This window comes from Mesorhizobium sp. CO1-1-7, assembly GCF_020164885.1.
GTDB classification, from domain to species: domain Bacteria; phylum Pseudomonadota; class Alphaproteobacteria; order Rhizobiales; family Rhizobiaceae; genus Mesorhizobium; species Mesorhizobium australicum.
This window is the reverse complement of record NZ_JAIUHA010000005.1, coordinates 219,737-240,105: the sequence shown is the minus strand read 5'-3', so window position 1 is coordinate 240,105 and position 20,369 is coordinate 219,737. Positions and strand designations below refer to the sequence as shown.

Annotated in this window: 18 protein-coding genes; 4 read left to right on the top strand and 14 right to left on the bottom strand. The window is 64.7% G+C overall.

Annotated features, from left to right (window positions below; translation table 11 throughout):
- The first annotated feature begins 16 nt into the window (after positions 1–16).
- Positions 17–442 carry a GNAT family N-acetyltransferase gene (locus LB516_RS12770; protein WP_224683345.1) on the top strand — a complete coding sequence of 142 codons (426 nt, stop codon included), beginning with the start codon at positions 17–19 and terminating at the stop codon, positions 440–442.
- Here LB516_RS12770 and LB516_RS12765 read toward each other — a convergent pair whose 3' ends face one another.
- From LB516_RS12765 to murA, 9 genes are all read right to left on the bottom strand, one after another.
- Positions 443–1,558 (bottom strand): anhydro-N-acetylmuramic acid kinase, encoded by a 1,116-nt coding sequence (locus tag LB516_RS12765; RefSeq protein WP_224683344.1) that lies wholly within the window; start codon positions 1,556–1,558, stop codon positions 443–445. It abuts the gene before it with no gap.
- On the bottom strand, positions 1,558–2,565 hold the full coding sequence (locus tag LB516_RS12760; protein ID WP_224683343.1) for a serine hydrolase domain-containing protein: 1,008 nt from the start codon (positions 2,563–2,565) through the stop codon (positions 1,558–1,560). Before LB516_RS12760 ends, LB516_RS12765 begins: the two co-directional genes overlap by 1 nt.
- A gap of 250 nt (positions 2,566–2,815) precedes the next feature.
- A complete protein-coding gene (locus LB516_RS12755; protein WP_224683342.1) occupies positions 2,816–4,564 on the bottom strand; it encodes an ABC transporter ATP-binding protein in 1,749 nt (582 codons plus the stop codon).
- Positions 4,561–5,400 (bottom strand): ABC transporter permease, encoded by an 840-nt coding sequence (locus LB516_RS12750; RefSeq protein WP_224683341.1) that lies wholly within the window; start codon positions 5,398–5,400, stop codon positions 4,561–4,563. The genes LB516_RS12755 and LB516_RS12750 overlap by 4 nt, the downstream gene beginning before the upstream one ends.
- Positions 5,400–6,359 (bottom strand): ABC transporter permease, encoded by a 960-nt coding sequence (locus LB516_RS12745; RefSeq protein WP_224683340.1) that lies wholly within the window; start codon positions 6,357–6,359, stop codon positions 5,400–5,402. The genes LB516_RS12750 and LB516_RS12745 overlap by 1 nt, the downstream gene beginning before the upstream one ends.
- 31 nt (positions 6,360–6,390) lie before the next feature.
- Positions 6,391–7,902, bottom strand: coding sequence for an ABC transporter substrate-binding protein (locus LB516_RS12740; protein ID WP_015318980.1), 1,512 nt, complete (start codon positions 7,900–7,902; stop codon positions 6,391–6,393).
- 120 nt (positions 7,903–8,022) lie between these two features.
- Positions 8,023–8,946, bottom strand: a complete 924-nt coding sequence (murQ, locus tag LB516_RS12735) for an N-acetylmuramic acid 6-phosphate etherase (RefSeq protein WP_140724567.1) — start codon at positions 8,944–8,946, stop codon at positions 8,023–8,025.
- Positions 8,947–9,115: 169 nt separating this feature from the next.
- A complete protein-coding gene (locus LB516_RS12730) occupies positions 9,116–9,997 on the bottom strand; it encodes an N-acetylglucosamine kinase (protein WP_140617419.1) in 882 nt (293 codons plus the stop codon).
- On the bottom strand, positions 9,994–11,250 hold the full coding sequence (murA, locus tag LB516_RS12725) for a UDP-N-acetylglucosamine 1-carboxyvinyltransferase (RefSeq protein ID WP_224523713.1): 1,257 nt from the start codon (positions 11,248–11,250) through the stop codon (positions 9,994–9,996). The genes LB516_RS12730 and murA overlap by 4 nt, the downstream gene beginning before the upstream one ends.
- Positions 11,251–11,400: 150 nt before the next feature.
- On the opposite strand from murA, the gene LB516_RS12720 reads away from it, so the two are divergent.
- Positions 11,401–12,261, top strand: a complete 861-nt coding sequence (locus tag LB516_RS12720; RefSeq protein ID WP_224523710.1) for a MurR/RpiR family transcriptional regulator — start codon at positions 11,401–11,403, stop codon at positions 12,259–12,261.
- A gap of 5 nt (positions 12,262–12,266) precedes the next feature.
- Here the strand turns inward: LB516_RS12720 and LB516_RS12715 are convergent, their stop codons facing one another.
- The 4 genes from LB516_RS12715 to LB516_RS12700 form a co-directional block, all read right to left on the bottom strand.
- Positions 12,267–13,622, bottom strand: coding sequence for a glutamine synthetase family protein (locus LB516_RS12715; RefSeq protein ID WP_015318975.1), 1,356 nt, complete (start codon positions 13,620–13,622; stop codon positions 12,267–12,269).
- 242 nt (positions 13,623–13,864) lie between these two features.
- Positions 13,865–14,563 carry a GntR family transcriptional regulator gene (locus LB516_RS12710; RefSeq protein ID WP_015318974.1) on the bottom strand — a complete coding sequence of 233 codons (699 nt, stop codon included), beginning with the start codon at positions 14,561–14,563 and terminating at the stop codon, positions 13,865–13,867.
- Positions 14,564–14,748: 185 nt separating this feature from the next.
- Positions 14,749–16,464 carry a N,N-dimethylformamidase beta subunit family domain-containing protein gene (locus LB516_RS12705; protein ID WP_224719660.1) on the bottom strand — a complete coding sequence of 572 codons (1,716 nt, stop codon included), beginning with the start codon at positions 16,462–16,464 and terminating at the stop codon, positions 14,749–14,751.
- Positions 16,446–16,808 (bottom strand): hypothetical protein, encoded by a 363-nt coding sequence (locus tag LB516_RS12700; RefSeq protein WP_224719659.1) that lies wholly within the window; start codon positions 16,806–16,808, stop codon positions 16,446–16,448. Before LB516_RS12700 ends, LB516_RS12705 begins: the two co-directional genes overlap by 19 nt.
- Positions 16,809–17,263: 455 nt before the next feature.
- Between LB516_RS12700 and ftsZ the strand changes: the two genes are divergently transcribed.
- Complete coding sequence (gene ftsZ / locus LB516_RS12695) at positions 17,264–18,301, top strand: cell division protein FtsZ (RefSeq protein WP_015318972.1); 1,038 nt, start codon at positions 17,264–17,266, stop codon at positions 18,299–18,301.
- Between the two features lie 75 nt (positions 18,302–18,376).
- On the opposite strand, the gene LB516_RS12690 is transcribed toward ftsZ, so the two are convergent.
- Positions 18,377–19,102 (bottom strand): MgtC/SapB family protein, encoded by a 726-nt coding sequence (locus LB516_RS12690; RefSeq protein WP_224719658.1) that lies wholly within the window; start codon positions 19,100–19,102, stop codon positions 18,377–18,379.
- A 264-nt stretch (positions 19,103–19,366) separates the two neighbouring features.
- Here LB516_RS12690 and LB516_RS12685 point away from each other — a divergent pair, with 264 nt between their 5' ends.
- A complete protein-coding gene (locus LB516_RS12685; RefSeq protein WP_181178420.1) occupies positions 19,367–20,341 on the top strand; it encodes a sugar-binding transcriptional regulator in 975 nt (324 codons plus the stop codon).
- Positions 20,342–20,369 lie beyond the last annotated feature (28 nt).

Below are 20,369 nucleotides of genomic sequence, written 5' to 3'. Positions count from 1 at the left end.
GAGTATCGCGAAAGCCATGAACACGACACTTGAAACGACCGCCGATCCCCTGCCGGAAGAACTCGCCTTTCTCAGCGAACGGCTGACGGCGTTCAACGACGGCGATGTCGGCGCGTCCGAAAGGAAGGCGCTGGCGGTGTTCGTGCGCGACGAGATCGGGGCGATCGTCGCCGGCATTTCAGGCTACACCGCCTGGGGCTGGCTCTACGTGCAGTGGCTGTGGGTCGACGAAAGGCTGCGCGGCCAGCACATGGCAGGCCGGATGCTCGACGCGGCCGAACGCGAAGCCGTGGCGCGCGGCTGCCAAAACGCCTGGATCGACACATTCAATCCCAACGCCGCCAAGGTCTATCAGAGGCAAGGCTACCAGCCTTTCGGGACGCTGGCCGATTTCCCGGTCGGCCGCAGCCGCATCTTCCTGCGGAAGAAACTGGTCGACTGATCAGCCAGCCAGCTTTCCGCCACGCATCGGCCGCGGCGCGCCCGTCGTGCTCGGGAAACTGATCGGCAGGCCGCGCAGCACGCGAACCGCGAGGAAGGCAAAACACTCCGCCTCCACCGCGTCGCCGCTCCAGCCGAGGCTTTCGGCCAGCACGACCTCGACGCCGGCGCGGCCGGCGAGCATCGCCATCATTGTCGGATTGTGGCGGCCGCCACCGCTGACCACCAGCTTCTTCGGCCGGCTGGGCAGAAGGTCGAGCGCCTTGCCGACAGCGGACGCGGTGAAGGCGGTGAGCAGGGCCGCGCCATCCTCGGCGCTCAGGCCGTCGGCCATGGCCGCGCCGAAATCGAAACGGTCGAGGGATTTCGGATAGGCCTTGGTCAGATAGGGATGCTGCAACAGCTTGGCGAGCCGGGCTTCGTCCACCTTTCCCGCGCGGCCAAGCGCGCCGTCGCGGTCCATTTCGCCGAGCCCTTTCGACTTGATGAAATCGTTGAGCGGCGCATTGGCGGGGCCGGTGTCGAAGGCGATGACATTGTCGGCGCCGTCCCACCAGGTGATGTTGGCGACGCCGCCGAGATTGAGCACCGCCACCTCGCCACTGGCGCCGGCGCCGCGCATCAGCGCGGTGTGATAGGCAGCGGCCAAAGGCGCGCCTTGTCCGCCGGCGCGCATGTCGGCCGAGCGGAAATCGTAGGCGACCTTGGTGCCGAGGATGGCATGCATGAGCTCGCCGTCGCCGAGCTGCCGGGTCTGGCCGAACCGTCCGACCTGCGGCGCGCGATGCAGCACGGTCTGGCCGTGAAAGCCGACGACCCCGATCTCGGCCATCGTCATGCCGTAACCTTCCACGAGTTCCTTCACCGCCGCCGACTGCGCGCGCGTCAGCGCCTCTTCGGCCTTGCGAAAAATCGCAGGTTCCGGCCCGGTGAAATTCCAGGCCCGCGCCGCCGCCAGCGTCTCTTCCAGCAGCGACCGGATCGACGCGGGATAAGGCATCAGCCGGTAAGTGCCGAAATCGTCTATCCGCTCGCCATCGGTCTTGATCAGGGCGACATCGATGTTGCCGTCAAGCACCGTGCCGGTCATCAGGCCGACGGCCCAGATTGGTTCCATCATTGAGCTCCATTGATGAGGTCGCCGACCGCTTGCCGAAGCTGAACGATGCCGCTGTCGAAATGACGCGTCGGATGGATCCGGTTGGTAAGCAAGGTCCACGCCTTGCCCTTGTCGAAGTCGATCCACAATCCTGTGCCGGTGAAGCCGGTGTGGCCGATCGTTCCCGGACCGCACAGCGCACCGCCGGACCAGCCTTGGTAAGGGCGCTCCCAGCCATGGGTGCGGGTGGCCGACAGGGGCTCGCGCATCAGCGCGATCGATTGTTCGGATGCGCCGGTTCCGTCCAGCAATCCCCAGGCGAAATCGAGCACCGAAGCAGCTGTGCCGAACAGGCCGGCATGACCCGCACCCTGCAGCGCCGAGCAATTGTCGTCGTGGACCTCGCCGGACAGCACGCGATGGCGCCAGGTGCAGTCCTCGGTCGCCGCGGCGGCATCGGGTTCCGCGAACCAGGCAAAGCCTGGGCCGGGTTCCATGGCGCGGATGCTCTTGCCCGACAGCCGCTCCATCGCAAAGCCGAGCAGGATGAAGTTGATGTCGGAATAGACAGGGTCGCGCGCCCGCCATTCGCGCTGCAGGACGAAGGCGCGCAGCAGCTCGCGGTCCCGCCCATAGGTGTAGATCGGCTCGACGGCCGGGAAGGGCGTCTGGTGGCCGAGGCACTGGCGAAACGTCACCTCCCGCTCCCATGCGTTCGCGTCATACTGGCGAAGGTCGGGAAGCAGGGAAATCAGCGGCGCGTCGAGATCGATGATGCCGTCCTGCGCCAGCGCCAGGATACGCGGCGTGGTAAAGATCACCTTGGTCAGCGACGCCAGGTCGAACCAGGTCTCAACCGTCATCGGCCTGACTTTAGGCACAAGCTGCGCGGAGCCGATCGCTCTGGTGATGCGCTCGCCATTTCCACCGACGAGGCCGAGCACGCCGCCGGGAATGCGCTTGGCCGCCACTGCCGCTGCGAGCGGTTGGAACGCGCGATCGAAGAGCTGGGCAAGGGGGCTCAATGCCGGCCACCGCACGTGGGCATGTCGTCAAACGGAAAAGTCGGCGATCCTTCGCACCCCCCTCTGTCCTGCCGGACATCTCCCCCGCAAGGGGGGAGATTGGCCGTAATAGCGGCTTTCGCCAATCGCCGACGTCGCAGGAAGGGGCGGGATGCCGAAGCTGCTAATCTCCCCCCTTGCGGGGGAGATGGCCGACAGGCCAGAGGGGGGTGCTGTCCCGCCGACCTTGCATATCCCAGTGCACCGTCCATCACACCTCCGCCCTCGCCATATGATCCACCCCAAACCGCTCCCACTTCGCCGGCGCCGGCTCGAACCCTGGCGGGCGCACCAGCGAAGGCACCTGGCGCGTATCCAGTTCGAAACGCTCATGCCGCCGGTCGATGGCCGGAACGGCTGATATGAGCTTCTTCGTATAGGAATGTCTCGGCTTCGACAGCACAGACTGTGCGTCGCCGATCTCGACGATCTGGCCGGCATAGATGACTGCGATGCGGTGCGCGATCCGCTCGACCACCGCCATGTCATGCGAGATGAAGAGATAGGCCAGCCCAAACTCGCGCTGCAGGTCGACCAGCAGCTCCAGCACCTTGGCCTGCACCGACACATCGAGCGCCGACACTGCTTCATCGAGGACCACGACGGACGGGTTGAGCATCAGCGCGCGGGCGATGCACAGCCTTTGCCGCTGGCCACCGGAGAACTCATGCGGATAGCGCTCGAGGCTGTTCTTGGGCAGGCCGACGCGTTCCAGCAGGCGCGCCATTCTGGCCCGCGTTTCGGCATCCACCCGGCCGCCGGTGGCGATCACGGGTTCCGCCAGAATGCTCTCGATCGCCAGCCTTGGATTGAGAGAGGCATAAGGGTTCTGGAACACCATCTGCATGGGCCTGGCGCTGCGCCTCGGCGAGGCCGCTCGGGCGCCGACCGAGAAGCTGCCGCGCGCCGGCCGCACAAGCCCCAGCACCGCCTTGGCGGCAGTGGATTTGCCCGAACCGCTCTCGCCGACGATGGCCAGCGTCTCGCCGTGCATCAGGTCGAAATCGACGCCGTCGACGGCATGCACCGCGCCGGTGGCGCGGCTGAAGAAACTGCTCTTGAGGGGAAACCGAACCACGAGGCCATCGACCTTCAAGGCCGGTTCGGCGCTCGCGCCGTTGTCACGTTGCCCATCCGAGCGCGTCGCGCGACCGCTGGCGAAATGTGGCACGGCGTGCAGCAGATGCTGGGTGTAGGGATGCTGGGGGCTGTCGAGGATCCGGTTGAGCTCACCCTGTTCGACGGCCTGTCCGTTCTGCATCACCATCACCTTGTCGGCGATGCCGGCAACCAGGCCGATATCGTGGGTGATGAAGATGACGGACATGCCGCTTTCGCGCTTCAGCTCGGCAAGCAGCGCCATGATCTGTGCCTGCACGGTAACGTCGAGCGCCGTCGTCGGCTCGTCGGCGATCAGCAGGCGCGGGTTGCAGGCCAGTGCAATGGCGATCATCACCCGCTGCAGCATGCCGCCGGACAGCTGGTTGGGCGTGTATTTCAGCCGGCGCGCGGCATCGGGAATGCGCACGCGGTCGAGCGCGTCCATGGCTGCCGCAGTAGCCTGCCGGCCGGTCAGGCCGCGATGCAGGCGGAACGATTCCTCGATCTGGGTGCCGATGGTCAGCACCGGGTTGAGCGAGGTCATCGGTTCCTGAAAAATCATGCCGATCTCGGCGCCGCGAATGCCGGTCAATTGCGGTTCGGTCGCGGTCGTCAACTCGAAGATGGTCCCATTGGCCCGCTTGAGCTTCATCGAGCCGCCAGTGATGCGGCCGCCACCGAAATCGACGAGCCGGTTGATGGACAGCGCCGTCACCGACTTGCCCGAGCCGCTTTCGCCGACAATGGCCAGCGTCTCGCCATCGGCGATATCGAAACTGACGCCGCGCACCACCTCGTTGGCCAAGGGATCGCGGCCGAAGCCGACGCGCAGGTCCGAAACCGACAAGAGCGGGGTCATGCGAACGCGCTCCGCATCCTCGGGTCGAGAATATCGCGCAAGGCGTCGCCCAGAAGGTTGAAGCCGAGAATGCTGATCATGATCGCCAGGCCCGGGAAGATCATCAGCCAGGGTGCTGTCTCCATCAGGTTGCGGCTGTCGCTCAGCATCAGTCCGAGCGACGCGGCGGGCGGCTGCGTGCCGAGGCCGAGAAAACTCAGGCCGGCTTCGGTCAGCAGCGCCCAGGCCAGTGCCAGCGTCACCTGCACGGTCAGCGGCGCCACCAGGTTGAGCAGCAGGTGGCGCGTGACGATGTAGCTTGAACTGCTGCCGAAGGTAAGCGCGGCGTCGACGAATTCGCGTGTCTTGAGCGACAGCGCGGGGCCGCGCACCACGCGGGTGAAGATCGGCGTGTAGACGATGCCGATGGCAACGACGCTGGTCCAGGTGCCGGGTCCGGCGACGGTGACGATGAGCAGTGCCAGAAGGATCGCCGGGAAGGCCAGCAGCACGTCCATGATCCGCATCACGACGCCGTCCCAGCGGCGCCCGAGCCACGCGGCGGCAAGCCCCAGGACTGTCCCGGCAAGCGCCGCGAAGGCCACCGAGAAGAAGGCGACCGTGAACGACTGGCCGATGCCCGCCATCAGGCGGCTGGCGACGTCGCGGCCGAACAGGTCGGTGCCCATCCAGTAGGCGGCGCTGGGCGCATGCAGCCGGTCGATACGGTACTGCGTGATCGGATTGTGCGGCGTCAGCCCGAGCAGGCCGAGGATGGCAAGCAGCAGATAGACGCACACGATGACGCCGCCGATGCGGCCGCTGCCATGGCCGAAGATGGCACGCAGGATGCGCATCACTGTTCCCCCAGCCGGATGCGCGGATCGAGCGCGACATAGGCGAGGTCGACCAGGAGATTGACGATCATGAAGTTGAAGGCGATGAACAGCACGCTGCCCTGCACCAGCGCGTAATCGCGCTGCAGGATCGCGTCGAGCACCATGCGTCCGAGGCCGGGCAGGGCGTAGATCTGTTCGACGATGACGGCGCCGCCCAGGAGGTAGCCGAATTCTATGCCGCTCAGCGTCACCACCGGGATCAGTGCATTGGGCAAAGCGTGCCGCCAGATGACGCTGCGCGCCGAAGCGCCCTTGCTGCGCGCGGTGCGCACATAATCGTCGCTCAACACGTCGAGCATTGCCGAGCGCGCAATGCGGGTGACCGATGCCGCGAAGGCAAAGCCGAGCGTGATGGCGGGCAGGATCAACTGGCTGAGATTGCGCAAGGGATCCTGCCAGATCGGCACGAATTCGCCCATCGCCGGCAGCACGCCGAAGCCCGCCGACAGCGTGTAGATGATCAACAGGCCAAGCACGAAGCTCGGCGTCGACTGGCCGATCATGGCGACGACGCGCACACCGAGGTCGGACAGCTTCTCGCTGTGGGTGGCGGCGTAGATTCCCGCCGGCATGCCGACCAGGAGGGCGATGATCATAGAGAGGAGCGCCAGCTCCAAGGTCAGCGGGAAGCGCTCGAGGATGACGTCGAGAACCGGCCTGCCATAGGTGACGGATATGCCGAAATTGCCGTGCAGGATGCCGCCGATCCAGCGCCAGTATTGGACGAACCAGGGCTGGTCGATGCCGAAATAGGCGGCGAGCGAATCCCGTTGTGCCGGCGTCAGCAGGCCGGCCTCGGTGCCCAGCATCGCCGTGATCGAATCGCCGGGCACCATCCGGATCGCGACGAAGACCAGGATGGACACGCCAAGCAGCACGAGAGGAAACGTCGCCAGCCGTCGCAGGAGATAGTTCACGCCAGGAAGACCTCTCGTCCCATTGCCGAAGCTACTGGATCGTCACCTTGCTCAGGCTGAACAGCGTGCCGGTCGGGGTCGGCACGAACCCGGATATGTTCTTCTGTTGCGCCGTATAGCTATAGGAGGTGTAGAGCCAGATCCACGGCGACATTTCGGCGAGGTGCTTCTCGAATTCGGCGAAGATCGCTTTGCGTTTGGCCGGATCGGTCTCTGCGCGGCCCTGCTGCATCAGGCTGTCGAGCGTGTCGTCGATGTAGTTCGCCACCTTTTGCAGATTGCCTGATTTGGTCCAGTAGCGGTTGTACATGGTATAGGGGTCGGCCCGGCCGCCATTGAGCGCGATCGCCATGTCGAAATCGCCCTTCAGCCAGGCGTCGACATAGACGTTGAGCTCCATCATCTTGATATCGAGTTTGACGCCGATTTCGGCGAGCTGCGACTGGATGACCTGGGCTTCCGCGGCTGCCGTCGGCGGCTCGCCCGTGGCGCCGATCACGGTCGCCGAAAAGCCGTCGGCAAAGCCGGCCTCGGCCATCAGCTTCTTGGCCCTTTCGACATCGCGCTTGTAGCAGAACAACTGGCTGGGATCGGTGGCCAGCGCCGGGATGGTCAGCGGTCCGGTGACCTTGCCTTCGCCCAGCGCGGCGGTGTCCAGCACCTCCTGCCGGTCGATGGCGCAGGAGATCGCCTGGCGCACCTTGAGCTCGGTCATCGGCTTCCGCGACGGGTTGAGCTGCAGCACGTTGTAGGCCAGCACCGGCACGCGGTTCAATTGCAAGTTGGCTTCCTTCGGCACCAGCGTGGCGACGAGCGGGTCATTCAGCAGCGCGAAATCGATCTGCTTGGTGCGCATGGCGGCGAGGATCGCCGCCTCGTCGGGCAGCACGCTGATCTCGATGCCGTCGACGCCGGTCGCGCCGCCGGCCCAGTTCTTGTTGGCGCTCAAGACTTCCTTGGCGTTGGGATCCCACTTGTCGAGCTTGAACGGGCCCGAACCGACCGTCCTGGTGCCGATCGAGCCGGCCTTGATCTCGGCCACCGGAACGATGGCCGCGTTGACGTCGCTCATCGCCGTCAGGATAGGCGCGTCGGCCTGCGACAGGTGGAACACGACGGTCGCCGCATCCGGCGTGTCGATGCTGGCGATCGACAGGAAGTTGGCGCGGGCAGCGGCACCGGTCTTCTCGTCGAGAATGCGCTCGAACGACGCCTTGACGTCGGCGGATGTCACGGCGGTGCCGTCCTGGAATTTCGCCTTGGGATCGAGCTTGAAGGTCAGCCCCTTGCCGTCCTTCGAAAACTCCCAGGAGGAGGCGATGGCGGGAATGATCCGCAGGCTGGCGTCGACGCGCACCAGCGGCTCATAGATCAGCTCCAAAAGCCGCAGCGAGGAAAAGGCCGTCTGCTTGTGCGGATCAAGCCCGGTGGCGTCCTGGGACCAGGCCATGTGCAGCGTCGCCGCCTGCGCCGAAACCGTCGCGATGCCGAGCATCGCGGCAAGGGTGATGCCCGAAAGCAGCCTTCTTGTAAGATGAACCATTCTCGTCTCCCATTATTGAACTCGGTGCCTTGCAGTTTCCGAGGACCGCTTCCAAGGCACACATGCTATAGAGTGTCGGCCCAGTCTATGCGGCTTGACGCCGTCTTGTCTAAAGTGGCTTCAGGTTGCTTCGTCGCCGATCGCCTTTCGCAGGAACCCTCCGGCCCTGGACAAAGCGGCCCGCGCCGCGTCCACGTCGAGGCCGGTGATGGTCACCAGGATCGCCAACTTGACGTCCTTGCCGGTCCGGTCGAGCGCCTGCCGCGCCTGCGGCGCGGTACAGCCGGTCGTCTGCATGACCATCCTGATCGCCCGGGCCACCAGCTTCCTGTTCGATGGGTTCAGGTCGACCATCAGATTCTGGTAGCTCTTGCCGATCCGGATCATCGAGGCCGTGGTCAGCATGTTGAGCACCAGCTTCTGCGCGGTTCCCGATTTCAGCCGCGTCGAGCCGGTGAGCACTTCGGGGCCGACGACCGGCGAGATCGCGATGTCGGCGATACCGGCAATGGCCGATGCCGGATTGCAGGAGAGGGCGACCGTCGTTGCGCCGATCTGCCTGGCATGGGTCAGCCCGCCGATGACATAGGGCGTGCGTCCGCTGACCGCGATGCCGACCACCACGTCGTCGGGTGTGAGTCCGATCCCCTGCAAGGCCTTGGCGCCCATCTTCGGGTCGTCCTCGGCGCCTTCGAGCGAGCGCACCAGCGCGTCGGACCCGCCGGCAATCAGGCCGACCACCATGCCTTCGGGCACGCCGAATGTCGGCGGGCATTCCGAAGCGTCGAGCACGCCAAGCCGGCCGCTGGTGCCGGCGCCCATGTAGATGAGGCGCGCGCCCCTCTGGAAGGCAAGCACGATCCGGTCCACCGCGGCGGCAATCTCGGGCAGCACCTTTTCGACGGCCGCTGGGACGATCTTGTCCTCGTCATTGATCCTGCGCAGCACGTCGAGGGTCGGCAGCAGATCGATGTCGACGGTCCTTGGGTTCCGACCCTCGGAAACCAAGCGATCCAGCTCAGACATCAATCCTTGCTCGGTCATCCCAGCGCTTTCAAAAATTCTGCCGCACGACGCCCGGCATGACTCGACGGGCAGCCAGTGCGGACGGACCTTGGGGTCCGTCATCGCAGTTTTTCTTTGTTAACTTTCTAGAATTTGATATTCGTATCGTCAACGGAGATTTGGAATATTCTATTCCTGCCCAAATTGGCTATCCCTTGCAAACCGAACGCTTGGCAAGAATGATCGCGCCGGATACGGCGTCGCCGTCGGCGGGCTTCAGGCGGCGGCGCACATCGGGAGAAAGCCAGGGCTCCAGCGGGCTGGCGAGGCCGCCCAGCAACGTCACGCGCAGCGCGCCTTTTTCGAACAATACCCGCACCAGCGTGTCGATCTGTTCGGCGGCACCTTGCACGATGCGGCGCCCCACGGGATCGCCCTGGTCGGCATGGCGCATCACCATGGGTGCAAGCGCGGCATAGTCCGTGGCGCTGGCGCGGTCCATCCAGGCGACAGCCTCCATGGGGTCGCCCGCGAAGCGCTGCATGACCTCCGCCAGCAGCGCCGTGCGCTCGTGGCGGCCGTCATGGGCGCGCAATGCCAGTTGCACGGCTTTCAATCCAAGGTCGGCGCCGCTGCCCTCGTCGGAGATCGGAAACCCGTAGCCGCCGGCGCGCAGGTCGCGGCCCTCGACGAAGCCGAGGCCGATCGAGCCGGTCCCGGCGATGACGATGGCGCCGTCCCGGCCGGAATGCGCGCCAAGGCAGGCACCGATGCCGTCGCTGACGAAGTCGATGCTGGCAAAGGGATGCGCGATTGCCCGCAACGCCTCAAGCGCGCCTTTGCGGCCGATGCCGGCAAGGCCGATGCCGGCATGGATCTTGGCGGTTTCGGCTGGCGCGAAACCTGCTTCCTCGATCGCCGCGCCGAAAGCTTTGGCGATGGAGGCCCAGGCTGCCTCGATGCCGAGCCGCGTCGTCGCCGGCCCCGACAGGCCCTGTCCCAGCACCGTGCCTTGCGCGTCCTCGAGACGGGCGCGGCAACCGGTGCCGCCGCCATCGACGCCGAGAAAATAATCCGCTTCGGTATTCATGCGCCCAGCCGCTCGATGCCGGCGCCGCACAGGCGCAGCTTGCGGTCCAGTTGCTCGTAGCCGCGGTCGAGGTGATAGACGCGGTTGATTGTCGTCTCGCCTTCACAGACCAGCGCCGCCAGCACCAGCGACACCGAAGCCCGCAGATCGGTGGCCATCACTTGCGCGCCGTGCAATTTCTCGCCGCCGCGCACCAGCGCCATGGTGCCTTGCAGCTTGATGTTGGCGCCGAGCCGCATCAGTTCGGGCACATGCATGAAGCGGTTCTCGAAAATGGTTTCGCGCAGCAGCGACGCACCCTGGGCGCAGCACATCAGCGCCATGAACTGCGCCTGCAGGTCGGTCGGAAAGCCCGGATAGGGTTCCGTCGTCAGATCCGCGGCCTTGAGCGGCCGGTCGCGCGAGACGATCAGACCGCGATCGCCTGGCCAGACGCTGACGCCGGTCGCCTCCAGCAATTGCACCACCGAGGCCATGTGCTCGAGCCGGGCGTGCGTCAGTTCGAGCTGGCCGCCGGTGATGGCGGCCGCGATGGCATAAGTGCCGGCCTCGATGCGGTCGGGGATGATGTCGTGCCTGGCGGCGTGCCAGCTGGTGTCGCCCGCGATCAGGATACGGTGCGTGCCGGCGCCTTCGATGCGCGCACCCATGGCAACGAGGCAGGCGGCGAGATCGGCCACTTCCGGCTCGCGCGCTGCGTTCAGGATCTCGGTTTCGCCCTTGGCCGCGGTCGCCGCCATCATGGCGGTTTCCGTCGCCCCGACCGATGGCGAGGGGAGCACGATGCGCGTGCCGGTCAGCCCGTTCGGGGCCGAGGCGACGATCAGGCCGTTCTCGACGGCGATCCTGGCGCCAAGCGCGGCGAGTGCGGCGACATGCATGTCGACCGGCCGCGCGCCGATCGCGCAGCCGCCCGGCAGCGAAACCCGGGCATGGCCGAACCGCGCCAGCAACGGCGCCAGGACAAGCACCGTCGCCCGCATTTTTCGTACCGTGTCGTAGGAGGTCTCCTTGGAAACGGCGGTACTTGTGTCGATTGTGGCGGCATGGGCGGACCGGGTGATTTCGGCGCCATGAAGTCGCACCACGCCGAGCATGTTTTCGACGTCGGTCACATCGGGCAGGTTGGTCAGTTCCAGCGGGTAGGGGCTGAGAAGAGCGGCCGCGATCTGCGGCAAAGCGGCATTCTTGGCGCCCGATATGGTGACCGCGCCTTCCAGTCTCTGTCCGCCGACGATCCGCAATCTGTCCATGGCTGAAACCTTGACGGCCACGTCCGGTGACCTGCCCGGGATCCCGAGCGATGACCTCGGGTCGGTCGAGAATTCATTCTGCGTTCTTGGCTGTCAATCAAAATTGGAATAATTTATTCCTCGTCTTGCAGTGAAGAGCGAGGGGTTTCCGTGTCCGTCTTAAGCAGGATCAGTGCCGAGCTCGACGGCATGGCGCCCGGCGATCGCGAGATCGGCCGTTATATCATCGACAATCCCGACCAGATGCTGCGGCTGTCGACGGCCGCGCTTGCGGCCGAGATCGGCCGCAGCCAGTCTGGCGTCGTCAAGTTCAGCCAGAAGCTCGGCTATGCCAGCTATCAGGAGCTCAAGCTCGCCGTCAGCGAGGCCAAGGCGCAGGATTGGCAGGTGCCGGCCGGCGTCATCCATGGCTCGATCGAGGTGGGTGATACTTTTCCGGTCATCCTGAAGAAGCTGATCGGCAGCAAGCTGCTGTCGATGCAGCAGACCGTCGCCGCCAACAGCGAGCGCATCCTCTCCAGGACGCTGGACCTGCTTGATGGCGCGCGGCGCATCCATCTGGTCGGCGTCGGCGCCTCCTCGCTGGTGGCGCGCGATTTTTCATACAAGCTGATGAAGCTCGGCCGCAATGTGCTGCATGACAGCGACAGCCACATCCAGATGGCCAACGCCTCGACGCTCGGGCCTGACGATGTGCTGTTCGCGCTGTCCTATTCCGGCGCCAGCATCGAAACCTTGCGTATCGCGGAGCTTGCCAGCAAGCGTGGCACGACGGTGATCGCCGTCACCGGCCTGCACGACAATCCGCTGAGCCGCGTCGCCGACATCCGCCTCTACACCCTCGCCGACGAGGAACGCGCGCGCTCTTCCTCCATCACCGCGCGCGACGCGCAGCTGACGCTGACCGACCTTCTGTTCATCCTGCTGGTACAGAAGCAGCCCGACGCCAACGACTACGTTCACAACAGCGAGGCGGCGGTCACGGTGCTGAAGGCCGAGCGCTCGTCGTAAAGGCCTCAGACGCTTTCGAGATAGGTCTCGATCTCGAAATCGCTGACGTTGAGGGCAAACGTATTCAATTCCTGGCGTTTGCAGGCGACGAAGGAGTCGCGCAGGATCGCCGGGAAGATCTCCGCCACATGCGTCCCGCCTTCAAAGGTTGCGATCGCCGACGCCCAGTCCGGCGGCAGTTTGGCCGGGGCAACGCCTTGCCCGTCATTCCCCGCCGGGTCGCCTGGGGACATCTGCTTCTCGATGCCGATCAGCGCGGCGCCCAGTATGGCGGCAAGCACGAGATAGGGGTTGGCGTCGGCTCCCGAGACGCGATGTTCGATGCGGCGCGCGCCGGTCGGGCCGCCGGGGATGCGGATCGCGACCATGCGGTTCTCGTAACCCCAGGCGACCGCGGTCGGCGCGTAGGATCTCGGGCGCAGCCTGCGGTAGGAATTGAAGTGCGGCGCGAACACCAGCGTGCTTTCGGCCATCGCCGCCAGCAGCCCGCCGACCGCGTGTCGCATGGTGTCGGAACCCTGGTCGGTGCCGTCGTCGAACACGTTGCGCCCATCGGCATCGACCAGGCTGAAATGGACATGGAAGCCGTTGCCGGCGCGGTCGCCATAGGGCTTGGCCATGAAGCAGGCGGCAAAGCCGTGCTTGCGGGCAATGCCCTTCACCGTGCGCTTGAACAACACCGCATCGTCGGCGGCCCGCAAGGCATCGGCGACATGGTTCAGGTTGATCTCGAACTGGCCGACGCCGTTTTCGGCGATTGCCGTATCGACGGGAATGCCTTGCGCGCGGCAGGCTTCATAGATGTCGTGGATGAAGGCTTCGAAATCGTCGATCTCGTCGATCGACAGCGCCGCGTCGGAATCGAGACGCCGCCCAGTGACCGGTGAGACCGGCCCGACCGGCCGCTGCGATTGCGGATCGACCAGGTAGAATTCCAGTTCGGTCGCCGCGACCGGCGTCAGGCCGAGTGCCTTGTAGCGATCGAGGATGCGGGCCAGTGCCCGCCGGGGGTCGCCGAGATAGGGCGCTCCGCTCTCATCGGCGAGCCAGAGCGGGACGAGCGCCGTCGGATGCGCCGTCCATTCCACCGGCAGAATGCCGCGACCCGTCCATTGGCAAAGGCCATCGGCATCGCCGGTCGAGAAGACCAGGCTGTTGCCTTCGATGTCCTCGCCCCAGACGTCGAGCCCGATCAGCGAGTAGGGCATGCGCAGCTTGCCCTCCAGCGCCTTGCGGGCCTGCTCGACGGGGATGCGTTTTCCCCGCATGATGCCGTTGAGGTCGCACACCGCGGCCCTCAGGCTCTGGATGTCGCTTCGGCTTTCAAGCCAGTTCAAAACGTCCGCAATTGCATCGCCCAATTTCAAACCTCTGGTTCCCTGCGGTGTCGCGTCTGAGGCGAGCACCCTATTTCTACGACAAAGCAGCTGATGAGTTCATGAAGGCATCTCCGACATCGGTCGGAAAAGTTTCCTTCATTTTTTCAAGCGGTTAGCCGGTATGTCGGGAGGCATTTCAGGAACCAATTGCGCGATCTGCGATCGCAACATAGCGACAAGGCAAGGGAAAGCCAAGCGGCATCTGGGGTGCAGGAGACACCGGCCTAGCTCCTCGCTTCCGGGAATCTGACCTGCCGCAGGATGTGGGCAGCACCCTCGTCGATGTCGCGAACGATGGCCGCCCGCGCTCGCGCACCGTCCTGCGCCTCGATCGCGGCAACGACTTCCTCGTGATAGTCGATGTCCAGGATGGAGGAGAGGTCGTCCTCGAACCCCACGGCGAGGTTTCTGAGAAACGGGCCGACCTGCATCCACACCGTCTCGATCAGGAAGATCATCTGCTCGTTGCCGCAATGGCGATAGATCGAGAACTTAAAATCGTGGTTCTTCCTGAGATAGTCGCCGATATCGCCTTTGCGGGCCGTCAGGGTCAGTTCTGTGCAATGGCGTCGGATCGCCCGCAGATTGTTGCCGTTGATCAGTTTCGTCGCAAGCTCGGTCGCCGGGCCTTCGAGCAGTGTGCGCACGGCGGTCAATTGCGAGAATCGCTCGGCCGAGATCACCGGCACCTCGACGCTGCCATTCGGCATCGGGCTCAGTGCACGCAATGCCTGCAGCCGCATGAAGGCACTGCGCACCGGCATGTCGCTGGTGCCGAGTTCCCTGGCGAGCTTGCGCGAGGTCAGCTTCTGGCCGGGCAGGAATTGGCCCGACATCAGGGCTCGCACAAGCTCCAGATAGACCTTCTCGTGCAAGGGCACGGTGTCGACGGCGGTCAAACCGAAATGTGTTCTGCCGGCCATTGGCGGGGCGCACCTTCATCCGTTCTGAAAATGACCTGACGACACGCGCCGTGGACAAAGCTTAGGCCCGGCACGGCGGGAACACCCAAGCCGCCGATTGATCGGGCATGATAGACGCTTCGGTCGTTGCGCGGCAAGCCAACCGCCGGAGCCGGCGCGGTGCGGCGGGCTGCCTTCTTTTCCGGCTATCGATCCGGGGCCGGCCCGCTCTTTTCCAGCGCCAGATGCGTCAGCAAATTCCTGGTGATCCGGCCGACGTCGTTCATGGCATCGCCCGCGGGCAAGGCGCCGCACCAGGCGACCGAACTCGCGCAGAAGATCAGGCCGCCCGAGGGCAGATGGCGCAGCGTCATCTCCGCGCAGCGGCGCTCGTCGCGCTCTCTGTCACCTCCTTCGTACCAGCGCGTCGCGTCATGGACGAAGCTGTCCGGGAACCCGGTCGCACGGGCAATGACCATGGTGTCGGGGGATGTGCCCAGATGCGGGTCGGTGGCATCGACCTCGTAGCCGGCGGCGCCGCCAAGCACGATGCCCTCGTCGCCGAAGGTCTCGCTGGTGACGCCGTCGAACAACCACGCGGCCGAGGGCTGACGGCTTTCCGGCGTACGCGTGAAAGGCCGCGCGCCATCGAAACCCATCAGCGAGATGGCGACGCCGGTCAGCGAGAACTCGCCGCGCCCGCTGGCGCGCAGGTAGCCTCCCGGCTGGTTGGTAATCGACAGTGACTGTTCGGCGATGGGGCCGTCCCAGGTCCGGCCCGCCTCGAGCGGCGAGCGGCGCAATTCCATCAGATCGTCCTGGAACGCCACCTTGCCGGCAAAGCCATTGCCGCCGAGATAGGCGATGCTGCCGCCCGCCGCCGCGAATTGGCGCAGCGCATGCTCCATCTCGACCGACATGTATTCGGGATGGCTGCCGGTGATGACCGCCTGATACTCCTGCAGGCCGGCAAGACCCAGTTCGTGCAGGTCGCGGTCGGTGATGAGATCGAAGGCGATATCATTGTTGTGGCAGAAGCGTAGAAAATGCAGGTCGACCGGCAGATTGTGCGGGCAGCCGCAGAGCGGATACTTGTAGTCGTCACGCAGCGTCGCCTTGGGCTTCCTGGTGGAACAGATCGACACGCCGCTGAGGTCGCTGTGATAGTCGTAGAGCGACTTCAGATTGTTATCGATCGCGAAGCGATGGCCGCGATCTTCGCACATCCATTCGTAGAGATGCGCCGGCAGGAATTCGTCCGCGTAAGCGAGATAGGTGGCCGTCGGCACCAGGAACAACAACGGCGCCCGGCGCTCCGACGAAGTGATGAAGAAGACGATACGCTCCGATCCTTCATCGTGACCGACCTCGAAGGCATAGACCCCGGCGGGCGCCTCGGCGGGAACCTGCAATTGGTATGAGGCCGGCCACTGCAACGCCTCCATGTCGTCGTCGTGGCAATGCACGGCGTCGTAATGCGACGGCACCAGCCGGGGGTCGAAACTCGACCCGTCCCAGCGGCGCGAGGTCATGCAGAAGGCGGGCTGGTTGACCGTTTCCAGGAAGAGGACGCGATCGGTGCCTGTCGAGGCGAGCGGGCCTCTCGGCAGCAGGGTCGGAAACGTCCAGGCGATACGGCCAGCCGCGGTTTGCAGCGAGATCGTCGAGAATTTCGCGTTGAGCAACCTGACATCGTTTGCCGTGCTGGTGCCGAAGACCATGTCACCGGTCAGGAGCCGCCACGGCAGGTCGAATCGACGATCCAGGCGAAACGGCGACAGGAGATCGTCCGAATCGATCCGCAGCACGGTCGCGCCGTCGTTCGACGAAATCTCGACCTTGAGCCAGGTGTTTGCCGGCAAGACCACGTCGCTATCGGGCGAGTTGCCGTCGTCGCCTGATATCAGCCGCCCGTCCTGCAAGCCGAGGCGCAGGTTTCCGCTTCGAACAGCACGCGGGCGCCATCGTTGCGGGTCAAGTATACTTCGAAGGCGACGCCTTCGATCTCGGTGGCCTTGGCAAGTTCCGCCGCCGCGACCCTGAGGAAGGATCCGTGATCGAAATCGCGACGGGACACGGCATTTCCCGTCGGCTCGACGCGCCAGCCCATCGGCTCGGCCGCTTGCGTGTCGAGCCGCACGACGTGCACGTCGCGTACCGGCCGCGACGACGAGACATGGAGGGCGACTGGTGTTCCTGCCGCTGTATGCCAAGGAACGGTATAGCCTGAGACGGCCATGGCGCCGTGGTCGACGGGGCGTTTCATCGCCGCAAAAATCCGCGTCGCGATCCCGGCTGTCGCACTCTCCCCGGCTGTCGCACTCTCATTGATGGCAAACTGGACAATTCTTTCATACCTTTGGGTCAGGAGGGCGCATATATCCCCTCGGCCTTGCTTGCTGATTAAGTCCGTAGGAATCTCGCTCAGCCATCGATGGCCTCGGCAAATGCGAGTTCTAGGCATCCGTCGCAGGCATCCGCTTGGTGCCTGATCCACGACGACATTATCGCGATCGTCCGAAACCGGACAGTCGTTCTCGAAGGTCGGCCTCTTCATCACAAAACTTGACCTTCACGCACTTGCACGTCCGGCCGCTCTCTGGCTTTTTGGGGTACCCATCCGAACGGACTGATTCGCGTCATGCCGCTCGATTGCAATGTCTTGCAGGCAGTCTGCTTGTGGGTCGTGAAGCGCACGCAATTGGCGAAGGAGAAGCAGGCATGGCCGAGTTCAAGAAGCCGGAAATCTCCGAGATGAGACCCAAGATCACCGTGATCGGCGTCGGCGGCGGCGGCGGCAACGCGATCAACAACATGATCGTGGAACAGCTTCAGGGAACCGAGTTCATTGCCGCCAACACCGATGCCCAGGCGCTGACCATGTCGAAGGCGACGCGGCTGATCCAGCTTGGCGCGCACGTCACGGAAGGCCTTGGCGCCGGCTCGTTGCCCGAGATCGGCCGTGCCGCGGCCGAAGAATCGCTCGACGAGATCATGGATCATCTGGCCGGCACCCACATGTGTTTCGTCACTGCCGGCATGGGCGGCGGCACCGGAACCGGTGCGGCCCCGATCATCGCCCAGGCGGCGCGCAAGGCCGGCATCCTGACGGTCGGCGTCGTCACCAAGCCGTTCACCTTCGAGGGCAGGCGCCGCATGCAGATGGCGGAAGAGGGCATCGAGCGGCTGCGCGAGGCCGCCGACACCGTGATCGTGATTCCCAACCAGAACCTGTTCCGGATCGCCGATGCCAAGACCACTTTTGCCGATGCCTTCGTCATCGCCGACAGGGTGCTTTATTCCGGCGTCAGCTGCATCACCGACCTCATCGTCAAGGAAGGCCTGATCAATCTCGACTTCGCCGACGTCAAATCGGTGATGCGCGGCATGGGCCGCGCCATGATGGGAACCGGCGAGGCTTCGGGCGACGGCCGGGCGATGAAAGCGGCGGAAGCCGCGATCGCCAATCCGCTGCTCGACGAAATGTCGATGAAGGGCGCCAAGGGCGTGCTGGTGTCGATTTCGGGCGGCCGGGACATGACCCTGTTCGAGGTCGACGAGGCGGCCACGCGCATCCGTGAAGAGGTCTATGAGGACGCCGACATCATCGTCGGCGCCATCTTCGACAAGAGCATGGAAGGCCGCTTCAGGGTCTCGGTGGTGGCGACGGGCCTCGATCGTTCGCTCAGCGAGGGTGATGCCGATGCCGGCATGGCACATGGCCATTCCGTGCCGTCCGCCGCACGGACCTTGCAGTAACCTTTCTCTTCGATTGACCTCCCGGGCAGGCGACCCGCGGTATCTGCCGCGTCCCCGGGGCGGAAAAATTGCTCTTCAGGACGCCTTCTCGCCGATGAACTCGAATCGCTCGATCTCGCATTCGCGCGCGACCAGCGCCAGGATTTCCGTCGAGGGTTCGGCGGCGTCGGACTGCCTCCATTCGAGATTGAACGAGTACACGAAGCGGTTGCGGCCGGGATCATGCTCGATCTTGGCAAGGCGCGCGCCGTAGCCGAGCGGCCGCACCATCTCCGGAAGGTCAGGTGGGGATTCTTTTGCCCAGGAAACCGACAGGATCGCATGGTGATCGCGCGGCAACTTGAGGTCGACCCATTTCAACACCTGAAGTGTCAGTAGCGTCAGCACGGTCGCAATTGCCGCAAGACCAAACTGGCCGCCGCCAACGGCAAGTCCGATCATCGTCATGATCCACATGGTGGCCGCGGTGGTGATTCCAGTCACGAGATCGCCGCGCCGAAGGATGGCGCCGCCGCCGATGAAGCCGACGCCGGTCAGCACGCCAAGCGGCAGACGCAGCACGTCCATGCTGGCGAAGAAGTCCATTCCCTTGCCCGTGGTATCAAGCAGTATGTTGGCCTGGATCATGGCCACAGCGGCCGCCAGGGCGACCAGGATGGTCGTGCGAAGCCCGGCGGTGTGGCCGCGCGCTTCCCTGTTCAGGCCGATGAGGAAACCAGCCAGCAGCGCAAGCAGCAACCGGGCGACAAGATCGGGCCATGTCGGATGAAGTGGCATATCGCAGCAAAGCGGCTCGAACATCGCCCTGTCAGGGCGGCGCTGGTGCTCCGCCCTCCATTTTTCTCAGGATTTCGGCGCCCTCGCTGACGACGTTGCTTGCGGCTGGCCGGTACGTCGCGACCTCGGGCTGTCGATGTAAGAACCTTTTTGCCTTCCTGAGGTTCCCGGCGAACCGTCGCGCGGCAGCCGACCAAACGCCATGCAATTTGAAGGTGGCGCTTGACTTCGTCCGATCCGTGTGAAAAATTTTGCAGCAACTGATAAAAATATCACCGGGATGGAAACGTGGTTGGTTTTGGAAACGGCCTTTTGCGGGACGATGATGCCAGCATGGCGGCGCGGGCCGCGTGGCTTCATTACGCCGGCGGCCTGACCCAGTCCGAGGTCGCCAAGCGGCTGGGGCTGACCAGCCTCAAGGCGCACCGCCTCATCACCAAGGCCAACCAGGAAGGCCTGGTGAAGGTCTATATCGACGGCGAAGTGTCGGAATGCGTCGAGCTCGAGGACGAATTGTCCCGCCGCTACGGCCTCGACTATTGCGAGGTGGTTCCGGATTTCGATTCCGAGGATCTGCCGCTCAAGGCGCTCGGCATCGCCGGCGCGCAGTTCCTCAAGCGCGAGATCGAGCGCGGCGAGCAGGCGCTGATCGGCGTCGGCCATGGCCGCACGCTCGCGGCCTGCGTGGAATATCTGCCGCGCACCACCACCGACCGCATCCGTTTCGTCTCGCTGCTTGGTGGCCTGACGCGGAAATTCTCGGCCAACCCGCATGATGTCATCCACCGTCTCGCCGAACGCACCGGTGCCGAAGCCTATGTGATGCCGGTGCCGATGTTCGCCAACACGGCGGAGGACCGCATCGTGCTGCTGGGCCAGAAGGGCGTTAGTGAGGTCTTCGATCTCGCCAGATCCGCCGACCTGTTGTTTGCGGGCATCGGCACCGCCGAACGCGAGGCTTCGCTTGTCGCCACCGGCATGATCGAGAAGGGCGAGATGGAGGAGATCCGTCGCAATGGCGGTGTCGGCGAATTGCTCGGCCATTTCTTTGACGAGGCCGGCAAGGCAGTGGCGACGACCGTTTCCAACCGGGCGCTGGCACTGGCGCGCGAGGATATCGCCAGCCGCCGGATTGTCGCCGTCGCCGGCGGCAGGATTAAGGTTCGCGCAATCAAGTCGGTGCTGGAGGGGCGCTATCTCAAGGGCCTGATAACGGACGAGCGCACGGCGCGATCGCTCGTGGAAGAGACGCCGGTCGGGTAGCCGGCAACAGTCCAGTTGAAACTACCCT